This window comes from Streptomyces sp. NPDC059788, from assembly GCF_042732265.1.
Classification (GTDB): Bacteria; Actinomycetota; Actinomycetes; order Streptomycetales; family Streptomycetaceae; genus Streptomyces.
This window is the reverse complement of sequence record NZ_JBHWHY010000011.1, coordinates 106,289-122,591: the sequence shown is the minus strand read 5'-3', so window position 1 is coordinate 122,591 and position 16,303 is coordinate 106,289. Positions and strand designations below refer to the sequence as shown.

The following is a 16,303-nucleotide window of genomic DNA, read 5'->3' as shown; positions in this document are numbered from 1 at the left end:
CGCCGCGCGCGGGTCACCGGATCGGCCGGTGGACGTTCTCCTTCGCCGTCGGTCCGGGTGTGGCGTCCGCGATCCAGGGGCCGTCGCCGCTCGGGTCCACGACGCCGTCCTCCAGCCAGGTGTACGTGCCGGTCAGCACGCCGGAGACGACCTTGCGGTCCAGGTCGTCGGTGTTGGTCCACAGCCGGCCGAAGAGTTCCTCGACGCGGATGCGGGCCTGCCGGCAGAACGCGTCGGCGAGCTGGTGCGCCTCGCGCCCGTGGTCGTCGGTGGCGCGCAGGTGCTCGGCGCGTACGACGGCCGCGCTCATGGCGAAGAGTTCGGCGCCGATGTCGACGATCCGGCCGAGGAAGCCCTGCTTGGTCTCCATCCGGCCCTGCCAGCGGGACATGGCGTAGAAGGTGGAACGGGCCAGCTTGCGGGCGGCGCGCTCCACATACCGCAGGTGCCCGGCGAGGTCGCCGAACTCCGCGTACGTACGGGGCAGCTGGCCGGGACCGGCGACCAGCTTGGGCAGCCACCGGGCGTAGAACGTACCGGCCTTGGCGGCGGCCTTGCCCTTGTCGGTGAGCGACGTGTCGGGGTCGATGAGGTCACCGGCCACGGACAGGTGCGCGTCCACCGCCTCGCGGGCGATCAGCAGGTGCATGATCTCCGTGGAGCCCTCGAAGATCCGGTTGATGCGCAGGTCGCGCAGGATCTGCTCGGCGGGCACCGCGCGCTCGCCGCGGGCCGCGAGCGAGGCGGCGGTCTCGAAGCCCCGGCCGCCGCGGATCTGCACCAGCTCGTCGGCCATCAGACAGCCCATCTCGGAGCCGTACAGCTTGGCCAGCGCGGCCTCGATGCGGATGTCGTTGCGGTCCTCGTCGGCCATCTGGGAGGCGAGGTCGACCACGGCCTCCAGGGCGAAGGTGGTGGCCGCGATGAAGGAGATCTTGGACCCGACGGCCTCGTGCCGGGCGATCGGCTTGCCCCACTGCTCACGGGCCGCCGACCACTCGCGGGCGATCTTCAGACACCACTTGCCGGCGCCGACGCACATGGCGGGCAGCGACAGGCGGCCGGTGTTGAGCGTGGTCAGCGCGATCTTCAGGCCGGCTCCCTCGGGCCCGATGCGGTGGGCGGCGGGCACCCGTACGCGGTGGAAGCGGGTGACGCCGTTCTCGATGCCGCGCAGGCCCATGAAGGCGTTGCGGTTCTCGACCGTGACGCCCTCGGCGGCCGCCTCGACGACGAACGCCGTGATGCCGCCCTTGTGGCCCTCGCTCTTCGGCACGCGCGCCATGACCACGAGGAGGTCGGCGACGACCCCGTTGGTGGTCCACAGCTTCACGCCGTCCAGGACGTAGTCCTCGCCCTCCGGTACGGCGGTGGTGGCCAGCCGGGCCGGGTCGGAGCCCACGTCCGGCTCGGTGAGCAGGAACGCCGAGATGTCCGTACGGGCGCAGCGCGGCAGGAAGACGTCCTTCTGCTCCTGCGTGCCGAACTGTTTCAGCGGCTGCGGTACGCCGATGGACTGATGCGCGGAGAGCAGCGCGCCGATGGCCGGGTTGGCCGAGCCGACGAGGGCGAGCGCCTTGTTGTAGTAGACCTGGGTGAGGCCGAGGCCGCCGTACTTGGTGTCGATCTTCATGCCGAGCGCGCCGATCTCCTTGAGACCGTCGATGGTCTCGTCGGGGATCTGCGCCTCGCGCTCGATACGGGCGCTGTCGATCTTCGTCTCGCAGAAGTCGCGGAGCTTGGCGAGGAACTCCTCACCACGCTGGGCGTCCTCGGTGGCGGGGGTCGGGTGCGGGTGGATGAGGTCGAGCCGGAAGCGGCCCAGGAACAGTTCCTTGGCGAAGCTGGGCTTGCGCCAGTCCTGCTCCCGGGCGGCCTCGGCGACCTGCCGGGCCTCGCGCTCGGACACATTGCGGGTGGATGGAGCGGTCATGAGGGGCTCACCTCGCCGCGGAGTCGGGTCTCGGTCTCGGAGTGGGTCGTCGCTCTGTGGGGACCTGCGGTCGGCGGGTCACGGAATCCGGCGTTCCGTACCGGTCGGCGCCGGGCCGGCAGGCGTACGGCGTCCCGCCGCCGTCCGGCTACCGGCCAGTGCTACTTGTGAGTCTCTACCCGTTCCGTTCGACTTGCACCAGACTTCGCGGCACGGACACGGGCGGACGGGCGAGCCCGGGCGTCCGGTTTCCGGCGGGCCGGTGGTTCATGCGGCGCTGTTCGGTGGCTGGTTCGTGGGTGGCTGGTGTCCGGCTTCGTGGGTGGTCGGTGCTCCATGCGGGGCCGCCCGGGGCCCGGGGGCACAACCGCCCCGTGCCCGGCTTCACGGGCGGCGGGCGCCTCATGCAGGGCCGCCCCATGCCAGGGTCACGGTCGCCCCGTGCCCCGTTTGCGGGCTGCCCCGTGCCCCCGCTTACGGGCCCGCGCCCCATGCCAGGTCCACCGCCGCCCCATGCCCCCCTTACAGCCGCCCCATGCCCGGTGTGACCAGCCCCGTCTCGTACGCCAGCACCACGGCCTGGGCCCGGCTGCACAGGCCCAGTTTGGCCATCGTCCGGTTCAGGTGGGTCTTGACCGTGGCCTCGCTGATGACCAGCCGGGCCGCGATCTCGGGGTTCGACAGGCCCTTGGCGGTGTGCCGCAGCACCTCCAGTTCGCGGGCGGTGAGCGCCTGGAGGGTCTGCGGCCCGTCGGCCGCCTCCGGGGCGGGCTCGGCCGCCCGCTGGGCGTACGCCTCGACCAGCCTGCGGGTGACGCTCGGCGCGAAGAGCATGTCGCCGCCCGCGACGGTGGCGATGGCCGTGAGCAACCGCTGCGGCGGGGTGTCCTTCAGGAGGAAGCCGCTGGCTCCGGCGCGCAGCGCCGCGTACACGTACTCGTCCAGGTCGAAGGTGGTCAGCACCACGACGCGTGGGGCGGGACCGTCGGCCCCGTGCGCGGCGCGCAGGATGCGTTCGGTGGCCGTGATGCCGCTGACCCCGGGCATCCGGATGTCCATCAGGATCACGTCGGGACGGTGTTCGGCGGCCAGCCGGACCGCCTCCTCGCCGTCCGACGCCTCGGCCACCACCTCGACGTCGGGCGCGGCGCGCAGCAGGGCGGCGACGCCGGCCCGGATGAGGACCTGGTCATCGGCCACCAGCACCCTGATCATGTCCCGTCGTCCCTTTCCGCGGCGGTGCCGGCCCCGCCGCGGTGTGGACAGGCAGGGTGAGCCGCACCTGGAAGCCGCCGCCCGGGAGAGGACCGGCCCGCAGACTGCCGCCGTAAATCCTGGCCCGCTCGCGCATCCCTATCAACCCGTGTCCGGTGGAGGTCTGGCCGGAAGTCGCCGGTGGCACGGCTCCGGCGTGCAGGGCGTGCGCGGTGCGCCAGGCAGGCGGCGTGCGCACGGTGCGTGGGGCGGGCGGCGTGCGTGGGGCAGGGGGCGTGTGTGCGGCGCGGGCGGCGGGCGTGCCGCCGTCGTCCCGTACCTCGATCGTGAGGCGGTCGGTGCCGTGATCGATCCGCACCTCGACGTGGGCGGCCGACGCGTGCTTGAGGGCGTTGGTCAGCCCTTCCTGGACGACGCGGTAGGCGCACTGTTCCAGCCCCGGCGCGTACGGCCGCCGCTCCCCCGCCGTACGGAGTGCGACCGGCAGCCCAGCGGCCCGTACCCGCTGGACGAGGTCGCCGATGCGGTCGAGCCCCGGCGCCGGGGCGTAGGCGTCGGCCGCTTCGCCCGCGCCCGTCTCCCCGCGGTCCGCGGCGGCCGGTCCACCGGCCATCTCCCGCGGGTCCACGCGCAGTACGGCCAGCAGCCGCCGCATCTCCTCCAGGGCCTCGCCGCTCGTCCCGGCGATGGTGCCGAGCGCGCGGCGGGCGGTGTCCGGGTCGGAGGTGAAGACGTATCCGGCCAGCCCGGCCTGTACGGAGATCACGGACATGTGGTGGGCGACCACGTCGTGCAGTTCGCGGGCGATGCGCACCCGTTCCTCGGCGACCGCGCGCCGGGCGTTCTCCTCCTGCTCGCGGCGCAGCTGCGCGGCCATCTCGGCGAGCCGGACGTTGCGTTCGGCGGAGGTGCGGGCGATGTTGCCGAACCAGCACAGGATCACCGGGTACAGGACGCTCTGCCCGAGCGTGGTCGCCCAGGAGCTCTCCTCGCCCGTCAGCCCGGCGAAGTTCCACAGGGCGGCCAGCAGGACCGAGCAGGCGGCGGCGACGCGCGGCGGGCGGTGCGCGGCGACGGTGTAGAGGGCCATCAGGCCGGCGAGGCTGTTGACGACGGGCCAGTAGTCCAGCGCGATGTAGCCGAACCACAGGAGGAAGACGCCCAGGCACACCGCGACGGGGGCCTGCCTGCGGGCCATGATCAGCAGGTTGGTCAGGCAGGTCAGCGCGGAGCCGAGGCCGTCCAGGCGCTGCCAGCCGGCGGGCACGTTGTCGTGGCCGAGCAGCAGCGAGACGGTCGCGAAGGCGGTCGCGACCGCCGCGTCGAGGATGAGCGTCGGGGGCCTTCGCACCCGCCGTCGCACCGCCCCGGCCACCCCGCCCCTGCGCACGGCCGCAGCGTAACGCGGGCCGCACGGCGCGGCATCGAACCGGAGCAGGCCGTCCGCATACCGCGGAGGTTGTACGTCCGGGACCGGGCTACCGCGGAAGTCACGCCCGGGTTTCCACCTGTGACGGGACGCCCCGGCGGGCCGCGGAAGCGTACGGTCGCAGCACAACACCCCAGACGTGCGGGGGCACGGGGGAAGAACGGCCCTGCCGCACGGGGGAAACGGGGGAGGCAACGCGCTCCGGGACAGGGTGCCGGAGCGCGTTGCTCACCGTCCGCGCCACGCCGCCCGGTGGCGGGCGACGGCGGGGGCGGCGCAGGGCGTCCTTAGAGGTCCAGCCCGGTCAACACGAGCACCCGCTCGTACGTGTAGTCCTCCATCGCGAAGCGCACACCCTCGCGCCCCACGCCGGACTGCTTGGCACCGCCGTACGGCATCTGGTCCGCGCGGTAGGACGGCACGTCGCCGATGATCACGCCGCCGACCTCCAGCGCACGGTGCGCCCGGAAGGCGGTCTGCACGTCGTGCGTGAACACGCCCGCCTGGAGGCCGTACTTGGAGTCGTTGACGGCGGCGAACGCGGCCTGCTCGCCGTCCACCTTCGTCAGGCTGAGGACGGGACCGAAGACCTCCTCGCAGGCCAGGGTCGCGCCGGCGGGCACGTTCTCCAGCACGGTCGGCGCGTACGAGGCGCCGTCGCGCTTGCCGCCCGCGAGCAGCTTCGCGCCCGCCCCGACGGCCTCGTCCACCCACGCCTCGACGCGCTTGGCGGCGTCCTCGCTGACCAGCGGGCCGACCTCGGTCGCGTCGTCCGACGGGTCGCCGGTGACCTGCGCGTTGACGGCCGCCACGATCCTGGGCACCAGCCGGTCGTAGACGGACGCGTCGGCGATCACCCGCTGCACGGAGATGCAGGACTGTCCGCCCTGGTAGTTGGAGAAGGTGGCGATGCGCTGCGCCGCCCAGTCCAGGTCGGCCTCGGAGGCGTAGTCCGCCAGGATCACGGCCGCGCCGTTGCCGCCCAGTTCCAGGGTGCAGTGCTTGCGCGGCACCGAGTCCATGATCGCGTAACCGACCTGCTCGGACCCGGTGAAGGAGATCACCGGCAGCCGCTCGTCCTGGACCAGCGCCGGCATCCGGTCGTTGGTCACCGGCAGGATCGACCAGGAGCCGGCCGGCAGGTCGGTCTCGGCCAGCAGCTCGCCGAGGATCAGACCGGACAGCGGGGTGGCCGGGGCGGGCTTGAGGATGATCGGCACGCCTGCCGCGATCGCCGGGGCGATCTTGTGGGCGCAGAGGTTGAGCGGGAAGTTGAAGGGCGCGATGCCCAGGACCGTGCCGCGCGGGAAGCGGCGGGTCACGGCGAGCCGGCCGGCGCCGCCCGCGTCGGTGTCCAGGCGCTGCGCCTCGCCGCCGTTGAAGCGGCGGGCCTCCTCGGCCGCGAACCGGAAGACGGAGACGGCACGGCCCAGTTCGCCGCGGGCCCACTTCATGGGCTTGCCGTTCTCGGCGGAGATCAGCCGGGCGATCTCCTCCGTGCGCTCCACCAGGCGCCGCTGTACGTGGTCCAGGGCCGCGGCCCGCACGTGGGCGGGGGTGGCCGCGAACTCGTCCTGCACGGCGACGGAGACCGCGACGGCCTCCTCGGTCTGCGCCTCGGTGGGGACGCTCACCGTGCCGACGAGACGGCCGTCCCAGGGGGAGGTCACATCGAAGGTGTCCTCGCCGGTGGCCTGGCGCCCGGCGAGCCAAAAGGCGGTGGGAGAAGTCACAGTGGGTCCCGGCCCTTCCGAAGTGGGGGTGGTACGAACGGCCCGCACGGGCCTGGCTCCACCGTAGGGGCGGGGTGGAGTCACGGCGTTTGTCCGACGCGGAGTAGTCGTACGGCGCGTCCCGCCGCATTGGCGTACGGCCTGCCGCGGCGGCGTCCGACGCGGCGGCGCCCCCTACGCGCGGAGCCGTCCGGCCCGGTCGCGCCCCGGACGCGCGGCCCCGGCCTCATCCCGGACGCGCCGCCCCGTCCGGCCCCGGCCTCGCCCCGGACGCGCGGTGCCGGGCCCCATGCCACGGGGCCACGGGGCCACGGGGCCACGGGGCCGAGGGGCCGAGGCTACGGGGCCACGGGGCCGAGGGGCCGAGGCTACGGGGCCACGGGGCCGAGGGGCCGAGGCTACGGCTGCTGCTCCCTCGCAGCGCCGCCCCCGTACGGTTCCGCGACCGCCGTTGTCGTCTTCAGGGCGAGCCACAGCTCCATGCGCACGTCCGGGTCGTCCAGCGAGCGGCCGAGGATCTCCTCCACCCGTCGCATCCGGTAGCGCAGCGTGTGGCGGTGCACGCCGAGGTCGGCGGCGGCCGCGTCCCACTGGCCGTGCCGGGACAGCCAGGCGCGCAGGGAGGCGACGAGGTCGCCGCGGCCGGTGGCGTCGTGCTCGCGCAGGGCGCGCAACAGGCCGTCGGCGAAGGCCCGTACGGCGTCGTCGGCCAGCAGCGGCAGGACCGACCCGGACGCCACGTCCTCGTGCTCGACCAGCACCCGGCCGCGGCGGCGGGCGACGGACAGGGCCTGTTCCGCCTGGCGGTGGGCGTGCGCTGCGTCCCGCGGCCCGGAGGGCGCGGACAGCCCGACGGCCAGCCCCTCGCCGGACCGCCCGGCCTCGGCCCGCGCGGTGCGCCCACGCGGCAGCGGCTGCCCGCCGTATCGCGCCTCGGCGACCGCGGCGTGCTCCGCGCACGCCTCGACGGCGGCCCCGCCGTCGGCGGCCAGCACGACCAGCCGGGTGCCCTCCGGCACGGCCAGCACCGTTTCGCCGGTACGGGCCGCCGCCGACTCCATGGCGTCGGCGAGCGCGTCCAGGGCGGACGGCGCGTCGCCCGGCTGCTCGGCGTCCGCGGCGACCGGCTCGGCGACCACCACCCGGAAGGGGGCGTCCAGGAGCCCGCCGTACAGGCGGCCCGCGACCGCCCGCGCGTGGTCCGGTTCGCCGGCCAGCAGCATCCGCAGCACCGCGGCGCCGAGCCGCTGCTCGGCCTCCTGAAGGGCGCGGGAGCGTTCGGTGGTCAGGGTCAGCAGGGCGACGGCGGAGTGCACGGCGAAGCGCTCGGCGGTGCCCAGCGGCGCGCCCGTGCCGACCGCGAGCACGCCGCGGGCGCGGCGCCCGGTGCCCAGGGACTGCAGCTCGACCCGGTCGTCGCCCTCCGCCTCGCTGACGACGGAGCTGGCGGGCGCCGGGCGCTCGCGCAGCCGTCCCACGTCGCCGCCGAGGCGCGCCGCGCGGCGTGCGGCCCAGTCGGGGGCCGCGGCGACCACCGCGCCGGAGGCGTCGTACAGCGCGGCCCAGCCCTTGAGGTGCGCCGCGAGCCGGGCCAGCAGTTCGGCCGGCCCCTCGGTGCCGAGCGCCGCCCGGGTCAGCTCGCGCTGTGCCTCGAAACCCTCGGTCACGGCGCGGTACTGGTCGGCGGCGACCGCTGCGGAGACGGCCTTGCTGATGGCGATGAACGGGGTACTGCGGGGCACACCGAACAGCGGCAGCCCCTCCTCTGCTGCGGCGGCGACCAGTGCCTCCGGCACGTCCTCGTAGTTGACGCCGACCGCGAAGCCGAGCCCGACGACTCCGGCGCCCGCGACCCGCCGCACGTACCTGCGGGCAGTCTCCGGGTCCTCGGCGTCCAGCTTGAGGGCGGTGATGAGCAGCAGCTCGCCGCCTTCCATGTACGGCACCGGGTCGATCAGCTCGCTGGCGTGCGCCCAGCGCACGGGGGTGTCCAGCCGGTCCTGGCCCGCGAGCACCGTCAGCTTGAGCGCGGAGTGGTGGGCCAGGGAGGCGAGGGTGTGCGGCATGGGACCTTCGGTGGGGCGTCGGCGGGCGGGCTGTCGGCGGGGGTCGTCTTCGCCGTCCCGTATGAACGGTCGCTGCCGATTCTGCCTCAGTGGTGGGGTGCGGGGATGGGTTCGTCCGTGAATGCAGCCGTACGGGGGCAGTCCCGGCAGCGCGGCGCCCGCGGCTGCCGGGGAAAACGGGTGGACGCGCCCGGCCCGGCCGTGAACTGATCGGCACCGACCGGTTCTGCAGCACGCCGACGACCGTTCCGGAGGAGTCCCGATGGCCCGCTTCACGACCGTGCCCGGCCTGTTCCCGCCCCCGCGCTACTCGCACGCCGCCGTCGTCGAGGCGGGTGAGCGCCTGGTTCTCACCGCGGGCGCGGTCCCGCTCGACGCGCACGGCGCCCTCGTCGGCCCGGACGACCTCGCCGCCCAGACCCGCCAGGTCCTCACCAACCTCGCCGCCCAACTGGAAGCGGCAGGCAGCGGCCTGGACCAGGTGATCGCCAGCACCGTGTACGTGGTCGGCAGTGCCAGGGAGGACCTCTCCGCCGTCTGGGAAGAGATCCGCGCCTCGGACCTCTCCACGGGCCCGCATACCTCCACGATCGTGGGCGTCACGGTCCTCGGCTACCCGGGCCAGCTGGTGGAGATCACGGCGACGGGGGTGGTGCGAAACGACCCGGTCGATCCGGCATCGCGCGCCGCCGCTCGGCCGACGGAGCGGGAAGCCGTCTCGGCGCGGCACGGCCAGATGGCCGACCGGGGCGACTTCGACGCGTTCACCGGCAGTGAGGCGGCACACCACCCGGGAGCGGAACCCCCGGCGGCGGATCACACCTCACCCGGCGCGATGGTCGGCTGACCACCTTCGGTACCGGCCCCAGGGGCCCTTCACCCCCGCAGATCCACCAGAACCGGCGGCGCATGCTCGCCCCGTACCGACGTCACCGACAGCACCGCGTGTCCCGGGGGGACCGAGTTGGCCAGGTCGGAGGCGGACCAGCGTTCGCGTTCCACGGTGCGGACGGTGACGGCCTTGGCGGTGGCCGCCTTGCCGGTGACCAGGTGGCGGAAGATGTGGAACGCCTTCATCGCCGCGCCCTCCGCGATGATCTGCCGGTCGGTCACATCGCGTGTCTCGACCCACTCCTTGCCCCACACCTCGGCGAAGCGCGCCCCGTCCCAGGTCGTCACGCCCGCGAACGCCATCCGGCAGCCCACCGCGCCCAGCAGCGCGCTGCGCAGGGTCTCGGGGACGTCGTCGAGGGAGCGCAGGGTCATCAGGACACCTGCGTTGGCGGCGCGCAGCCGCTGCAGGCCGCGCAGCGACTCGGCGGTGACGGTGTGCGCCGCGTCGTCGAGGACCAGGCAGGCGAAGAGCGAGCGGTCGGTGCGGGCGGCCGCGCATTCGGTGAACTGGGCCAGCACCAGCCGGGCCAGGATGCGCGACGCCTCCGCGTGCCCGCGTTCGGGCAGGTCGATACGGACCCGCAGCGGATGGTCGAGCGTGCGCAGCGAGAGCTGGCGGTCGCCGCCCTCGGGGTCGAAGTACGGCGCGAAGGCGGGGCGGTCGAGGAGGGCGACGCGGTCGGCGAGGAGTTCGCCGATGTCACCGGGGCGGCCGGACTGCCGTTCGCGGGCGTCGAGTTCGCGCAGCAGCGCGTGCGCCTCTGCGGTCTTCAGCGCGGTACGCAGGGCGGCGAGCGCCGTCGCCGTGCCGTCGAGGAGTTCGCGCAGTTCGGGTACGGAGGGGAAGCGGCCGTGCGCGGCGCGGAACGGGCCGAGCAGCTGGCCGAGCGCGGTCGCGGCGCGCCGGCTGTCGCCGCCGGGCAGGGTGGCGGCCAGATCGCCGACCAGCGCCTCGGCGAGGACGCCGGCCGCCTCGTCGGGGTCGGTGGTGCCGCCGTACAGGTCGAGGTCGCAGTCCGGTTCGGGGGCGCCGATCCGTACGACCACGTCGAACGCGTCGTCCGGGCCGAGCGTGGAGCCGGCCGCGCCGACGGCGACCACCGCGCCGCGCCCGGCCAGCGCCTGGAGGCACATGGCCTCGACGACGGGCCGCACCACGCGGGTGGTCTTGCCGGCGCCGGGCGGGCCGACGGCCAGCAGTGAGGTGCCGAGCAGGGCCGGGTCGAGGGCGAAGCCGGTGCCGCGGTGCTGGTGGGGGTTGCGCGGGTGGTCGGTGGCGGTGCCGATGCGTACCTGGTGGGCGAGCAGGTCGTGGTGGGCGGAGCGGGCGGGCAGGTCGCGCAGGCCGGAGGGGTGGGCGCAGGCGGCCGCACCATGCCGCAGGACGGTGTCGGTGAAGGAGGCGAGGGAGTTCCTGCCGGAACGCACGGAGTGCCAGGCGCGTTCGATGCGGGCTGCGTCGACGTCGTTCATGCGGCCGGCGAGGGTCTCGGCGGCGAGCTTGTCGGCGGCGTCGGGCGCGCCGCCCGCGCGCAGGGCGGGCCACTGGGCGCGGTCCGCCTGCGGCTCCGGTACGGCGTCGGGGGCGCGTTCCCGGGCGCGGCGCAGCACCGGCCCCAGGCAGCGCCGCCCCAGCTCGGCCCAGCGCCCCAGGCGTCCGAAGACGAGGACGAGGGCGGCCAGGAAGAGGGCGTAGTAGAGGTAGGTGACCCAGACGTAGATCATCTTGTCGCCGCCGGCCGCACGCCAGGAGTCGGGCGTGAGCAGCAGCAGGGGGTAGAGCCAGTAAGGGCCGAGGTAGCCGTTCCAGAGCAGGGACCACAGCAGCCAGCCGCACAGGAACGAGATCAGCGCACCGGTGACGAGCTGCCGGGTGGGCACCCGGTCGGGGTTCTCCGCCGGTTTGGGGACGTGTCCGTATGTCCAGATGCCGGGCGCGGCGGCCCGGCGTGGGGCGCGCAGCCAGCGCAGGAAGGTGCCGTCCTCGTAGGCGGCGGGCGGGCCCGGCGGCACCGGCGGGATTCCCGGAGCCGGCGGGGCGGACGGGGCCGGTGGTGCCGTGGGGCGGGGTACGGGGTGGTCGGTGCGGGTGTGCGGTGCGTCGTGCTGCGTGCCCTCGGTGTCCATCCGGTGCCCCTCGTCCCCCTTGAGACGTTCGGACGCGGGACGGAAACGGTTCCGCCCGCGCGCCCTGCTGTTCCCTGCCGTTCCCTGCGTACGCCGCTGTTCCCCGCGTGCGCCGCCGCTCAATCTACTGGCCGTGGCGCGCCGCTATGTCCGGTGCGGACAACGCAACACGCGCACTTCTCCCGAACGGAACATGCCGACGCCCCGCTCCTCCCCCTAGCCTGCGAGCACAACCCCTTCAGTACGTCCCGTTCCACCCCCAGGAGACTGCCATGACCGAACTGTCCGGAGGCCCGGCCCTCCCCCAGGAGCGTCGCGTCGTCACCGCGATCCCCGGCCCCAAGTCCCAGGAGCTGTGGGCCCGTAAGCAGGCCACGGTGGCCGGTGGCGTAGGGGCGGTGCTGCCCGTCTTCGCCAAGCGCGCGGGCGGCGGCATCCTGGAGGACGTCGACGGCAACTCCTTCATCGACTTCGGCTCCGGCATCGCCGTGACCTCGGTCGGCAACAGCGCCGAGGCCGTGGTGCGCCGCGCGACCGCGCAGCTCGCGGACTTCACCCACACCTGTGTGATGGTCACGCCGTACGAGCCGTACGTGGAGGTCTGTGAGCAGCTCGCCGAGCTGACGCCGGGCGACCACGCCAAGAAGTCGGCGCTGTTCAACTCGGGCGCGGAGGCCGTCGAGAACGCCGTCAAGATCGCCCGTGCGTACACCAAGCGCCAGGCGGTCGTCGTCTTCGACCACGGCTACCACGGCCGGACGAACCTGACGATGGCGCTGACCGCGAAGAACATGCCGTACAAGCACGGGTTCGGCCCGTTCGCGCCGGAGGTCTACCGGGTGCCGCTGGCCTACCCGTACCGCTGGCTGACCGGCCCGGAGAACTGCGCCCAGGAGGCGGCGGACCAGGCCATCTCGCAGATCACCAAGCAGATCGGCGCGGAGAACGTGGCCGCGATCATCATCGAGCCGGTGCTCGGCGAGGGTGGTTTCATCGAGCCGGCCAAGGGCTTCCTGCCCGCCCTCGCCAACTTCGCGAAGGAGAACGGCATCGTCTTCGTCGCGGACGAGATCCAGTCCGGCTTCTGCCGTACCGGCCAGTGGTTCGCGTGCGAGGACGAGAACATGGTCCCGGACCTGATCACGACCGCGAAGGGCATCGCGGGCGGCCTGCCGCTGGCCGCCGTCACCGGCCGCGCCGAGATGATGGACGCGGCGCACGCGGGCGGCCTCGGCGGCACCTACGGCGGCAACCCGGTCGCCTGCGCGGCGGCGCTCGGCTCCATCGAGACCATGCGCGAGCTGGACCTGAACGCGAAGGCCCGGCGGATCGGCGAGGTCATGAAGCCGCGCCTGCAGGCGATGGCGGACAAGCACGACATCATCGGTGAGGTCCGCGGCCGTGGCGCGATGATCGCCATCGAGATCGTGGAGTCCGGTTCCAAGGAGCCGAACCCGAAGGCGACCGCGGCGCTCGCCGCGGCGTGCCACCAGGAGGGCCTGCTGGTGCTGACCACCGGCACGTACGGCAACGTACTGCGCTTCCTGCCGCCGCTGGTCATCGGCGAGGACCTGCTGAACGAGGGTCTGAACATCATCGAGAGCGCCCTCGCGACGGTCTGACCCGAGGTGCCCGGAGGCAGGACGTGAAGAATGTGTGCGGGGCCCATGGCGGGCAGGTGATCTGGCTGTCCGGCCCCGCCTCACTGCCGTACGGTTTCTGCAGATGAGAGAAACACCCCGCTCACAGGGGACTGTGAGCGACGCCCGGTCGGGGCTTCCCCAGCTCCGGCCCGGCCGTGCCTTCGCGCACGACTCCGGGGCCCCGCGCCCCGGGAATCCTCACCGATCGGACGGCCGCCCGCCCCAGACCCCCCGGGGCGCGCGGCACTCCAGTCAGCCCGGCCGCCTCGGAACCACCCCCCCTGTTCCGAGGCGGCCGACCTTCTTCCGCCACCGCCTTCTGCGGGTGGGCGTGCTGTGCGCCGTGCTCTTCGCGGTTCTCGCCTGGCAGGTGGCTTCCGACGGCCCGCTGCGCGCGCTGGACGAGCGCCTCGGCCGCGCGGTCGTCCACAGCCTCATTCCCGCGCCGCTCGCGGAGTTCTTCGCCGACCTCGGCAACACGGCCGTCGCCCTGCCGGTGCTGGCCCTCGCGGCGCTGTACGCGGCCTGGCGCGGGCGGCGGGGCGCCGTGCCGCGCTGGTGGCTGCCGCCGTCGGCCGCCGTGCTGACGATGGCCGTGGTGCCCGCGCTGGTGGTCCCGCTCAAGACGTGGCTGGCCCGGCCGGGTCCCCCGGAGATGGCCGGCGGCACACACGGCGGTTTCTTCCCGTCGGGGCACGGGGCGACGGCGGCGGTGGCGTACGGGGCGGTGGCCCTGCTGCTCGCCCGGCCGCGGCACGCTCGCCCGGCACGCGCGCGCAGGCCGATGACGACCGGTCTCGCAGCCGGTGTCGGGCTGCTCAACCTCGCGGTCGGCATCGGCCTGGTGCGCCGCGGCTACCACTGGCCGCTGGACGTACTGGCCAGTTGGTGCCTGGCCGGGGTGCTGCTCGCGGCATGCGCGGCGGCGTGCGGGCCGTGGGCGCATCCCCCGAAGAGACGCCCACAGCACCCGCAGCACCACCCGCACCGGCAGGACGGTCAGCTCGCCACGCCGAACAGCTCCGACGCGATGTAGTGGCTCGGGCGCCAGCTCGGGCCCGCCGGAATGCCGACCCGCTCCGCCTCATGCCGCTTCATCAGCCGGAAGCGGTCCACGCCGGTCTGCACGACGACGGCGTGCCAGGGCGTCAGCCAGTTGTCCGCCGCCTCCAGCAGCGCGATCCCGAACTTCGCCGAGCCGCAGTCCTGCGGGTGGATGGACAGCCGTACGGTCTGCCGGTAATGGTGGGCGATCAGCTCGCCCCATGCGCGGCTGCGCCGCAGGACGCCGTACGCGCGGCTCCGGCACTCGCGCTGCAACTGGGCCTTGGAGCCGGTCCAGTCCGCGGTGTCCTCGACGAGGAAGCGGATGGTGCCGCGGTAGTGGCTGAGCGCCGGGCCGCCGGCCCGTACCTCGGCCCGCAGTTCCTCCACGCTCTGTGCGAAGTCCCGCTCCAGCAGGGCGCGCTTCTCGTCGTAGGTGCGCTCCTCGTAGACGTGGTCGAGGCCGAAGGTGTCGATGTGCCGCAGACCGTTGGCGTCGATCATGTCGCGCAGCGCCTTGCCGTACGCGTCGATGTGCGCGTCCGGGACCCGTATCAGGTCGCCGAAGACATGGCCGTCCGAACAGATCAGCAGCCGGGCGCCGGGCGGGTAGACCGCGCCGACGGCCGCGCACAGGTCGTCCAGGAAGCGCAGCGAGAGCAGTTCGCCGAGGTCGGGCAGGTGGCCGGCGACCTTGGCGGGGTTGGGCGACTTGCAGGGGAAGGCCGGCAGGGTCAGCTGCACCGGTTCGCGGCGGGCCACGAAGCCGCGGATCTGGGCGAGCTGTTCGGCGAAGCACTCCTCGGGGCGGTGACCGTAGTGTTCGCCGTCGTGGTGGCCGCCATCCTCGGCGCGCGCCTCGGCCGGTGCGCCGACGGGCCGGCGGTGCGGCAGCAGCAGCTCCAGGATGCGGGCGCAGTACTGCTCCGTGCGGGCCCCGTACGCGGCGTCCCCGTCGTCCTCCCCCTGTTCCTGGTGCTCGGCGTGCTGCTCGTACGTCACGGTCATGCGGTCCCCCGCTGGGTGTCGGTCCCGGTGGTGCCCTGTTGGTCGTGGATGTGGCTGGGCAGCGGGGGGTCGCCCAGGACGTGGACGCGGCGCAGGTGGCGCGGCAGTCCGCGGCGGTAAGGCACACGGGTGTGCAGCAGGGTGTAGTTGTCGGCGACGACGATGTCGTCCCGCTGCCAGGCGTGGACGTACACGTGGCGGGGGTCGTACGCGGCGTCGCGGATGGCGGCCAGTTCGGCGGCCGCCGCCGCGCCGTCGAGTCCGTCGACGCTCACGTCGGGCTCGTTGATGATGTGTTCGCCGTCCGGCACCGGTTCGAGGAACCGCATGACCGGGAATCCGGCGTCGGGGTGCGGCTCGATCAGGGGCGAGACGACGAGCCCGCCGTAGTGGGAGACCTTGGCGTTGCGGTAGCGCAGGGTCAGGCCGCGCCAGCGTTCCAGGGTCTCGGGGTCGGCGTCGGCGAGGACGCGGGTGGTGTCGCAGAAGAGCGTGCCGCCGCCCTCGGCCGGGCCGGGGGCCGCGACGCAGTGGAAGACCTGGAACTCGGGTACGAAGTCGACGTACATCCCGTCCCAGTGCAGCGGCATGAAGCCGGTGTCGAAGACGTGGTCCTCGGGGTCCTGGTGGGCGCGTACGTCGAAGACCGTGCCGAACGGCCACTCCATCACCTCGCCCCAGGTGCGTGCGTACGCGTCGAGGGCCGCCGCGTCGGCGGGGGCGGCGAATCCCCTTAAGGCCACGAGGTGGTGGCGGCGGGCCAGGTCGCGCAGCCACGGCACGGGAACGGCGGTGACCGGGGTGCCGGACTCGGTCGCGGTGATCAGGACACCGAACGGGCCGGGTTCGGCCGTCGTCCAGGACCGGGTGTCGTCAGGGGCGTCGGCGGCGGTCGGGCCGGACGCGTGGACGGCTTGGGACGTCATGGTTCCTCTCCGGGAAGCGGCGCGCCGGACCGGTCGGTCCGTGCGCGGTGACAGCGAGAGTACTTGAGAGTTCAAGATCTTCGCACGTCGCGGTGACATCTCGCTGACACGGACGACTTTTGCCGCCGCCGCCCCGTGCGGGGAAGGCGCGGGCGGTGGCCCGAACCGGCCCCGGCCCGTTCAGGTCCGAGCTGCCGGGCGGGGCGCCGTGGGCGGGGCCGTCGGGGGTGGTCTCGCCTGGGGCGGTCTCGGTCCGCGCGGCCCCGTTCCGTGCGGCCCCGTTCC

11 protein-coding genes are annotated in these 16,303 nt (G+C 74.0%); 3 read left to right on the top strand and 8 right to left on the bottom strand.

What is annotated here, in order from left to right; all coding sequences use genetic code 11:
• Nucleotides 1–13: 13 nt before the first annotated feature.
• From ACFV57_RS12410 to ACFV57_RS12390, 5 genes are all read right to left on the bottom strand, one after another.
• On the bottom strand, nt 14–1,933 hold the full coding sequence (locus ACFV57_RS12410) for an acyl-CoA dehydrogenase family protein (RefSeq protein WP_385229316.1): 1,920 nt from the start codon (nt 1,931–1,933) through the stop codon (nt 14–16).
• Nucleotides 1,934–2,455: 522 nt separating this feature from the next.
• Complete coding sequence (locus ACFV57_RS12405) at nt 2,456–3,148, bottom strand: response regulator (protein ID WP_385229313.1); 693 nt, start codon at nt 3,146–3,148, stop codon at nt 2,456–2,458.
• Entirely contained in the window at nt 3,123–4,538 is a 1,416-nt protein-coding gene (locus ACFV57_RS12400) for a sensor histidine kinase (RefSeq protein WP_385229310.1), read from the bottom strand. The genes ACFV57_RS12405 and ACFV57_RS12400 overlap by 26 nt, the downstream gene beginning before the upstream one ends.
• A 326-nt stretch (nt 4,539–4,864) precedes the next feature.
• A complete protein-coding gene (locus ACFV57_RS12395) occupies nt 4,865–6,310 on the bottom strand; it encodes an aldehyde dehydrogenase family protein (RefSeq protein ID WP_385229307.1) in 1,446 nt (481 codons plus the stop codon).
• A 398-nt stretch (nt 6,311–6,708) separates the two neighbouring features.
• Nucleotides 6,709–8,376 (bottom strand): PucR family transcriptional regulator, encoded by a 1,668-nt coding sequence (locus tag ACFV57_RS12390; protein WP_385229304.1) that lies wholly within the window; start codon nt 8,374–8,376, stop codon nt 6,709–6,711.
• Nucleotides 8,377–8,638: 262 nt separating this feature from the next.
• Here ACFV57_RS12390 and ACFV57_RS12385 point away from each other — a divergent pair, with 262 nt between their 5' ends.
• The gene (locus ACFV57_RS12385) at nt 8,639–9,223 is read left to right on the top strand and encodes a RidA family protein (protein WP_385229301.1); all 585 of its coding nucleotides are present in this window, start codon (nt 8,639–8,641) and stop codon (nt 9,221–9,223) included.
• A gap of 29 nt (nt 9,224–9,252) precedes the next feature.
• On the opposite strand, the gene ACFV57_RS12380 is transcribed toward ACFV57_RS12385, so the two are convergent.
• Nucleotides 9,253–11,397, bottom strand: a complete 2,145-nt coding sequence (locus ACFV57_RS12380; protein ID WP_385229298.1) for an ATP-binding protein — start codon at nt 11,395–11,397, stop codon at nt 9,253–9,255.
• A gap of 272 nt (nt 11,398–11,669) precedes the next feature.
• Here ACFV57_RS12380 and gabT point away from each other — a divergent pair, with 272 nt between their 5' ends.
• Together gabT and ACFV57_RS12370 are read left to right on the top strand one after the other, a co-directional pair.
• Nucleotides 11,670–13,019: a 4-aminobutyrate--2-oxoglutarate transaminase gene (gene gabT, locus ACFV57_RS12375; protein ID WP_385229295.1), complete on the top strand. Its 1,350-nt coding sequence runs from the start codon at nt 11,670–11,672 to the stop codon at nt 13,017–13,019.
• A gap of 364 nt (nt 13,020–13,383) precedes the next feature.
• Nucleotides 13,384–14,076 carry a phosphatase PAP2 family protein gene (locus ACFV57_RS12370; RefSeq protein WP_385229292.1) on the top strand — a complete coding sequence of 231 codons (693 nt, stop codon included), beginning with the start codon at nt 13,384–13,386 and terminating at the stop codon, nt 14,074–14,076.
• On the opposite strand, the gene ACFV57_RS12365 is transcribed toward ACFV57_RS12370, so the two are convergent.
• Both ACFV57_RS12365 and ACFV57_RS12360 read right to left on the bottom strand, forming a co-directional pair.
• A complete protein-coding gene (locus tag ACFV57_RS12365) occupies nt 14,040–15,092 on the bottom strand; it encodes an L-tyrosine/L-tryptophan isonitrile synthase family protein (protein WP_385229289.1) in 1,053 nt (350 codons plus the stop codon). The genes ACFV57_RS12370 and ACFV57_RS12365 overlap by 37 nt on opposite strands.
• Entirely contained in the window at nt 15,089–16,018 is a 930-nt protein-coding gene (locus ACFV57_RS12360) for a TauD/TfdA dioxygenase family protein (protein ID WP_385229286.1), read from the bottom strand. Before ACFV57_RS12360 ends, ACFV57_RS12365 begins: the two co-directional genes overlap by 4 nt.
• Nucleotides 16,019–16,303 lie beyond the last annotated feature (285 nt).

Excerpts from the sequence above, each read along its gene's own strand:
- ACFV57_RS12390 (WP_385229304.1), bottom strand. The coding sequence starts at position 8,376 with ATGCCGCACACCCTCGCCTCCCTGGCCCACCACTCCGCGCTCAAGCTG.
- ACFV57_RS12385 (WP_385229301.1), top strand. The coding sequence starts at position 8,639 with ATGGCCCGCTTCACGACCGTGCCCGGCCTGTTCCCGCCCCCGCGCTAC.
- ACFV57_RS12380 (WP_385229298.1), bottom strand. The coding sequence starts at position 11,397 with ATGGACACCGAGGGCACGCAGCACGACGCACCGCACACCCGCACCGAC.
- ACFV57_RS12410 (WP_385229316.1), bottom strand. The coding sequence starts at position 1,933 with ATGACCGCTCCATCCACCCGCAATGTGTCCGAGCGCGAGGCCCGGCAG.
- gabT (WP_385229295.1), top strand. The coding sequence starts at position 11,670 with ATGACCGAACTGTCCGGAGGCCCGGCCCTCCCCCAGGAGCGTCGCGTC.
- ACFV57_RS12360 (WP_385229286.1), bottom strand. The coding sequence starts at position 16,018 with ATGACGTCCCAAGCCGTCCACGCGTCCGGCCCGACCGCCGCCGACGCC.
- ACFV57_RS12365 (WP_385229289.1), bottom strand. The coding sequence starts at position 15,092 with ATGACCGTGACGTACGAGCAGCACGCCGAGCACCAGGAACAGGGGGAG.
- ACFV57_RS12405 (WP_385229313.1), bottom strand. The coding sequence starts at position 3,148 with ATGATCAGGGTGCTGGTGGCCGATGACCAGGTCCTCATCCGGGCCGGC.